Origin of the sequence: Pseudoalteromonas sp. SG43-6 (assembly GCF_014164365.1) — a bacterium.
Lineage (GTDB): Bacteria > Pseudomonadota > Gammaproteobacteria > Enterobacterales > Alteromonadaceae > Pseudoalteromonas > Pseudoalteromonas rhizosphaerae.
Map to the genome: position 1 here is coordinate 1 of NZ_JACJEZ010000091.1, position 7,442 is coordinate 7,442.

The window sequence follows — 7,442 nt, forward strand, 5'->3', positions numbered from 1 at the left end:
AGAACCTAGAACCTAGAACCTAGAACCTAGAACCTAGAACCTAGAACCTAGACTTTATTTAATACTTGACTATTTTACTCTGGTAATTAAAATTTGCACTCTTTAGTGCGGGGGCTCCATGAAGTTAACATCAAAAGGCAGGTATGCCGTCACAGCGATGCTGGATGTTGCGCTACATACAAATGTAGGGCCAGTTCCCCTTGCTGATATTTCAGAACGACAAGAAATTTCTTTGTCGTATCTAGAGCAGTTATTTGCCCGGTTACGTAAAAGTGGTTTAGTCAGCTCAGTGCGTGGACCTGGTGGTGGTTATTTACTCGGTCGAGAAACGCATGCAATTTCGGTTGGTGATGTGATCAACGCCGTTGATGAATCAATAGATGCAACCCGATGCCATGGTGCAACGGGCGGCTGTCAAAGCGGTATGCGGTGTTTAACTCACACCTTATGGTCTGATCTAAGTACCAGAATAGAAGACTTTTTAAACGGTATTACCCTTGCTGAATTGGTGGAAAAGTCAGATGTGAAGGAAGTTTCATCTCGCCAAGATAACAGCGTTAATAATGCACTCAAGCAATTGGAAAATATTCAAGTAAGCTGCCAACTATAAGTTGGCGTCCAGCGGAGAAAGAAATGAAGTTACCGATTTATTTAGATTACGCAGCAACCACGCCAGTTGACGAGCGTGTAGCAAAAGAAATGATGCAATGCCTAACAATGGATGGCAATTTTGGTAACCCTGCATCACGTTCACACCGTTTTGGTTGGCAAGCTGAAGAAGCGATTGATCAAGCTCGTACTGATATCGCAGATTTAATTAACGCAGACCCACGTGAAATCGTTTTCACTTCGGGTGCGACAGAATCAAACAACCTTGCAATTAAAGGCGCAGCACAGTTTTATAAAAAGAAAGGTAAGCACGTTATTACCGCTAAAACTGAGCATAAAGCAGTGATCGACACCTGTCGTGAGCTAGAGCGTCAAGGGTTTGAAGTAACCTATATGGACGTTGAAGAAAACGGCCTACTTGATTTACAAAAATTAGCCGACACAATGCGCGATGACACAGTGTTAGTGAGCATTATGCATGTAAACAACGAGCTAGGTGTAATTCAAGATATCGCGACTATTGGCGAAATGTGTCGCGAACGTAAAATCATGTTCCACGTTGATGCTGCACAAAGTGCCGGTAAAGTTTTAATCGACGTGCAACAGCTTAAAGTTGATTTTATGTCTTTCTCAGCGCACAAAGTATATGGCCCGAAAGGTATCGGTGCATTGTATGTTCGCCGTAAACCGCGTGCTCGTTTAGAAGCACAAATGCATGGTGGTGGTCATGAGCGTGGAATGCGCTCTGGTACGCTAGCGACTCACCAGTTGGTTGGTATGGGTGCTGCATTTAGAATTGCCAAACAAGATTTCGAAAAAGATCATGCTCACATCAGCGCGCTTCGTAAGCGTTTAATTGATGGCATTATGGCTGATATGGATGAAGTGTACTTTAACGGTACGCCGGACCAATCAGTACCAGGAATAATTAACATCAGCTTTAACTTTGTTGAAGGTGAGTCGTTATTGATGGCTGTTAAAGATATTGCTGTATCATCAGGTTCTGCCTGTACTTCAGCAAGTTTAGAGCCTTCTTATGTATTACGTGCGCTTGGCCGCAACGATGAATTAGCACACAGCTCAATTCGTTTTAGTATTGGTCGTTTTACCACCGAAGAAGAGATTGATTATACCGTCAATTTAATGAAAAACTCTATCGGTCGCTTACGTGAGATGTCTCCTCTTTGGGAAATGCATCAAGAGGGTGTTGATTTAGATTCAGTTGAATGGGCTCATCATTAATTGACGAGCACATCCACTAGCAGGTAATGAGGATAGAATTATGGCGTATAGTGATAAAGTAATCGATCATGTTGAAAACCCACGTAACGTAGGTGTATTAGACAAAAATGATCCATCAGTAGCAACGGGTATGGTTGGCGCACCAGCATGTGGTGACGTAATGAAGCTGCAAATTAAAGTATCAGCTGCAGGCATAATTGAAGATGCTAAATTCAAAACATACGGTTGTGGTAGCGCAATTGCTTCATCGTCACTTGTAACAGAGTGGGTTAAAGGCAAGACATTAGATGAAGCTGCAATGATCAAAAACACTGATATCAGTGCTGAGCTTGAATTGCCTCCAGTGAAAATTCACTGTTCAATTTTAGCTGAAGATGCAATTCAAGCAGCAATTGCAGATTACAAAAGTAAACAAGCGAAGTAAGAGATAAATCATGGCAGTGACATTGACAGAAGCGGCAGTAAACCGCGTAGAATCATTTTTAGCAAATCGCGGAAAAGGCTTAGGCCTGCGCGTAGGCATTAAAACGACGGGCTGTTCAGGTCTTGCATATGTTCTTGAGTTTGTTGACGAGTTATCTGAAGGCGACGAAGTATTTGAATCTAAAGGGGTTAAAGTAATCGTCGACGCTAAAAGCTTAGTTTATATTGATGGTACCGAGCTTGATTACACTAAAGAAGGTTTGAACGAAGGGTTTAAATTTATTAACCCAAATCAAGCTGATGAGTGTGGTTGTGGCGAAAGTTTCACAGTATAAACAATAAAGTGATTGTACTCTTAAGCCCTGCACCTGTAGGGCTTTGTTCTATCTGAATTTTAAGCCAATAGATTGTTGGCATGGTTGGAATTATGCGCTATTTTGAATTGTTTGCGATACCCGTTGATTACAATGTAGATTTGGCAAAAGTAACTAAGAATTACCTCGAACTCCAGCGTGCCGTTCACCCAGATCGCCATGCCAATGCCAGCAGCCGTGATAAGTTATTAGCCGTACAAAATACCGCAGAAATTAATGATGCCTTACAAATTTTAAAGCATCCGGTAAAACGCGCAGAATATATGCTGAGTGAATTGGGTGTTGATATTCGTGCCGAGCAGCAAACACTACAAGATCCACTCTTTTTAATGCAGCAAATGGAATTACGTGAAGAGCTTGAAGAGCTAAGCACAAGCGATGATCCAGACACAGCGATTGCTCAGTTCGAGAAGCAAATAAAACAACTAGACAGCCAATACAGCGCGCAACTTGCTGAGCAATTGGCAAGTAATGACGAGCAGCAATGGCAGTTAGCCGCTGATAGCATTCGAAAATTAAAGTTCGTGTATAAATTACGAGATGAATTAGAGCGTATTGAAGACAGTTTATTCGACGATTAATTATCTAACTTACTGCACCATTGGTAAGTCAAACAAGAGTTAAAGATCATTATGGCATTATTGCAGATTGCTGAGCCGGGGCAGAGCGCGGCACCACATGAACATAAGTTAGCAATTGGTATTGACCTTGGTACTACCAACTCACTTGTTGCGACAGTACAAAGTGGCGAAGCCCGTACATTAACCGATGTTAATGGCGCAGCCATGTTACCGTCTGTTGTACGTTACGCCGCTGATGGTATAACAGTAGGCGAACTTGCCGCTCAAGCTGCAACACAAGATCCTGTAAATACTTTAATTTCAGTTAAACGTTTTTTAGGTAAAACTCAAGCTGAAATAGAGCAAAGCTACGGCCAATTACCGTATGATTTTTGTCAGCATGATGGCGCATTAGCGATTACCACCGCGGCTGGCAACATCAGCCCAATCACCGCATCAAGCGATATTTTAAAAGCATTAAAGCAACGCGCTGAAGAAAGCTTTGCAGGGCAAGATATTTTAGGTGCCGTGATCACAGTACCTGCTTATTTTGATGATGCACAGCGCCAAAGCACCAAAGATGCCGCAGAGCTTGCTGGTATTAATGTACTGCGTTTATTAAACGAGCCAACTGCAGCCGCAGTTGCTTATGGTTTAGATTCAGGCCAAGAAGGCATTATCGCAGTTTATGATTTAGGTGGCGGTACCTTTGATATTTCAATCTTGCGTTTAAACCAAGGTGTATTTGAAGTACTAGCAACCGGTGGTGATTCAAGCCTAGGTGGCGATGATTTTGACTCATTATTAGTTGATCATTTTAAACGTGAAACCGGTGTGATGACGCTATCTCCATCAGTATTACGCTTATTTATTAATAAAGCTAAAGCTTGTAAAGAAGCACTAAGCCAATATGCTAAAGTGAATGTTGGTCTTGAGTTTGATGATGAAAAATACACGGTTGAAGTCACTCGCGAAAAGTTTGAAGAACTAGCCATGGTGCTGGTGAAAAAAACGCTCCGTTCGTGTCGCCGTGCAGTTAAAGATGCTGGCATTACAAATGACGAAGTACTGCAAGTAGTTATGGTCGGCGGTTCAACCCGTATGCCAATCGTACGCAACCAAGTCGCTGAATTTTTTAATAAAGAGCCGCTTACCTCTATTGATCCGGACCGCGTCGTTGCACTTGGTGCAGCATTACAAGCGGATGTGTTAGTGGGCAACAAGCCTGATTCAGACATGTTGTTACTTGATGTATTACCACTATCGCTTGGCCTTGAGACTATGGGCGGCTTAGTGGAAAAGATTATTCCGCGTAATACCACTATACCTGTAGCACGAGCACAAGAGTTTACCACTTTTAAAGATGGTCAAACTGCAATGTCGCTGCATGTATTGCAAGGTGAACGAGAGCTAGTTGATAATTGCCGTTCATTGGCTAAATTTAGCTTAAAAGGTATTCCACCAATGGCAGCCGGTGCGGCGCATATTCGTGTGACCTTTAAAGTCGATGCCGATGGCTTACTTAGCGTATCTGCAATGGAAAAATCAACTGGCGTACAAGCTGAAATCCAGGTTAAACCATCGTTTGGTTTGTCAGATGACCAAGTAGCTAATATGCTTAAAGAGTCGATGACTAATGCCAAAGATGATATGCAAGCGCGTATGCTCAAAGAGCAACAAGTTGAAGCATTGCGTGTTATCGAAGCACTTTATGCATCATTAGCAACAGACAGTGCTTTACTTGCTGAACATGAATTAACTAACTTGAACGCTGAAATAGCGAAGTTAGTTACAGTTCGTGAGACAGCTACCGAGCCAAATCAAATAAAAGCAGCCATTGAGAAAGTTGATAACGCCAGCAGTAAATTTGCTGAGTTAAGAATGGATGCATCGATCAAAAAAGCACTGCAAGGGCAGTCAGTAGACAACGTTTAAAAGAGGTTAGAATGCCACAAATTATTTTTCTTCCCCATCCGGAATTATGTCCTGACGGCGCTGCAATTGATGCACCAAGTGGTGAAACAGTTCTTAATGTTGCACTTAAAAACGGTATCAGTATTCCACATGCTTGTGAAAAGTCATGTGCGTGTACCACTTGTCATTTAGTTATTCGTGAAGGTTTTGACTCACTTGATGAAAGCGACGAGCTTGAAGACGACATGCTAGATAAAGCATGGGGTTTAGAGCCTGAATCACGCCTAGGTTGCCAAGCAATAATCCGTGATGAAGACTTAATAGTTGAAATACCGAAGTACAATCTCAATATAGTTAATGAAGAGCATTGATTTAAAGCGCAGCTATAAGTTGTAAGCCTTAAGCTTTAAAGAAAACACCGCGCTCAATTTGAACGCGGTGTTTTTGTTTATAAAGGTGGAAAATTGCGCGAGGTAAACTCGCGCCTACGGGTTTGGCATCAATGTTTGAATTTGCGTAGGAGCCGGCTTTAGCCGCGAAAGATTTAAGTGATTTATTCACAAAGAGGTTAAGATTGCGCTGCGCTTTAGAGATAAGTGAAGGGTATATCTTCTCATTTACGCTCACGCGGCTATGGTTTGGCATCAATGTTTGAATTTGTGTAGGCGCGGCTTTATGTCGCGCGGTTGTATTGAGATGTTAGATTTTAGGTGGAGCTAGTCTTTGCCTTTGACCTAGTACCTTTCACTTATCGGTGGTGAACATAACATTGGCTATATGCCGTAATAATTGCTTTGGAGGTTTTATGAATAATCTACTATTTAACGACTCTTTCATTAACGGTGGGTTTTACTCCACTGAAAAACACTTTAGTGTTGATGATCCCGCTACACAGCAAAGCATCATCATGGTAAGTGATATCGATGATGATGGGGTTCATAAAGCCATCAACGCCGCTCACGGCGCATTTATTAAACTCAAAGCCACCAATGCCACAACGCGTAGTAATGTATTAATGCGTTGGTTTGAACTGGTTATGCAGCATAAACAAACCCTTGCTGAATTAATGACTAAAGAGCAAGGTAAACCATTAAAAGAAGCCCTTGGTGAAGTTGAATATGGGGCTGGGTTTATTAAGTGGTACGCAGAGCAAGCCAAACGTAGCTATGGTGATGTGATCCCCGCCACTGATGACAATCATCGTTTAACTAGTTTTAAACAGCCTATTGGCGTGGTTGCAGGCATAACTCCTTGGAATTTTCCGATTGCTATGGTTACCCGTAAAGTTGCACCAGCCTATGCCGCTGGGTGTAGCTTTGTACTAAAACCTTCGGAACATACACCTTTATGTGCTTTAGCATTGGCTTATTTGGCTGACCAAGCCGGTTTTGAAAAAGGCGCTTTTAATGTATTGCTCTCTGAAAACGCTAAAATGGTGGGTGAGTTACTAACTGAATCTGAACTTGTTCGTAAGTTCACTTTTACCGGTTCAACGGGTGTCGGTAAGCAATTACTTGCACAATGTGCCTCTACTATTAAGCGTACTTCAATGGAACTTGGTGGTAACGCGCCGTTTATTATTTTTGATAATGCCGATTTGGATGAAGCGGTAACGGGACTTATGGGGGCAAAATTTAGAAATGGTGGGCAAACTTGTGTCGCCGCTAACCGTATTTTTGTGCAGCGTAGCGTGCTTGATCAAGTTGTCGATAAATTAGCTAAAAAAGTTACAGCACTGAAAGTTGGTAATGGGCTTGATGACGCAACAGATATAGGGCCGTTGATTTATCCTAAAGCTAAGCAAAAAGTACAAGAGTTGGTTGCAGATGCCAAAGCAAAAGGTGCAGTACAAATAGGTGATAATGTTGAGCTTGGTGGTAACTATCAAGCACCGCTTATTTTAAATGGGGTAACTGCGGAGATGGACATTTACCATCAAGAAGTTTTTGGCCCGGTGGTGAGTATCATTGTATTTGATGAAGAGCCTGAAGTTTTAGCACTGGCCAACGATTTGCCTTATGGTTTAGCTGCTTATTTTTATAGCCAAGATTTGAAACAAATATACCGAGTGAGCGAAGCATTAGAGTACGGCATGGTAGGTATTAATGAAGGGTTAATATCAAACCCCGTGGCACCGTTCGGTGGGGTTAAGCAGTCAGGTCTTGGTCGCGAAGGTGGCCACCAAGGGCTCGACGAGTACCTCGAAGAAAAATATGTGTGTATGAAAATTTAGCTTTAGAGCGGTAAGCTATAAGTTTTAAGCTGTCCGAGTGTTTTTTAAGTGTTGACATAATAATTAGCAACGCTCAAATTTTTTGGC

The 7,442-nt window shown here is 42.2% G+C and carries 8 protein-coding genes; all 8 read left to right on the forward strand.

Annotated features, from left to right (window positions below):
• Positions 1-118: 118 nt before the first annotated feature.
• Positions 119-610: a Fe-S cluster assembly transcriptional regulator IscR gene (iscR, locus tag H5201_RS21675; protein WP_145236527.1), complete on the forward strand. Its 492-nt coding sequence runs from the start codon at positions 119-121 to the stop codon at positions 608-610.
• Between the two features lie 23 nt (positions 611-633).
• The gene (locus H5201_RS21680) at positions 634-1,851 is read left to right on the forward strand and encodes an IscS subfamily cysteine desulfurase (protein WP_149980538.1); all 1,218 of its coding nucleotides are present in this window, start codon (positions 634-636) and stop codon (positions 1,849-1,851) included.
• 40 nt (positions 1,852-1,891) lie between these two features.
• Positions 1,892-2,275, forward strand: a complete 384-nt coding sequence (gene iscU, locus H5201_RS21685; RefSeq protein ID WP_145236533.1) for a Fe-S cluster assembly scaffold IscU — start codon at positions 1,892-1,894, stop codon at positions 2,273-2,275.
• A 10-nt stretch (positions 2,276-2,285) separates the two neighbouring features.
• Positions 2,286-2,609 (forward strand): iron-sulfur cluster assembly protein IscA, encoded by a 324-nt coding sequence (gene iscA / locus H5201_RS21690; RefSeq protein ID WP_145236536.1) that lies wholly within the window; start codon positions 2,286-2,288, stop codon positions 2,607-2,609.
• Between the two features lie 92 nt (positions 2,610-2,701).
• Positions 2,702-3,229, forward strand: a complete 528-nt coding sequence (gene hscB, locus H5201_RS21695; protein ID WP_149980539.1) for a co-chaperone HscB — start codon at positions 2,702-2,704, stop codon at positions 3,227-3,229.
• 51 nt (positions 3,230-3,280) lie between these two features.
• The gene (gene hscA / locus H5201_RS21700) at positions 3,281-5,143 is read left to right on the forward strand and encodes a Fe-S protein assembly chaperone HscA (RefSeq protein ID WP_182785370.1); all 1,863 of its coding nucleotides are present in this window, start codon (positions 3,281-3,283) and stop codon (positions 5,141-5,143) included.
• Between the two features lie 11 nt (positions 5,144-5,154).
• Positions 5,155-5,493, forward strand: coding sequence for an ISC system 2Fe-2S type ferredoxin (fdx, locus tag H5201_RS21705; protein ID WP_145236547.1), 339 nt, complete (start codon positions 5,155-5,157; stop codon positions 5,491-5,493).
• Between the two features lie 434 nt (positions 5,494-5,927).
• Positions 5,928-7,355, forward strand: a complete 1,428-nt coding sequence (locus tag H5201_RS21710; protein ID WP_182785371.1) for an NAD-dependent succinate-semialdehyde dehydrogenase — start codon at positions 5,928-5,930, stop codon at positions 7,353-7,355.
• Positions 7,356-7,442 lie beyond the last annotated feature (87 nt).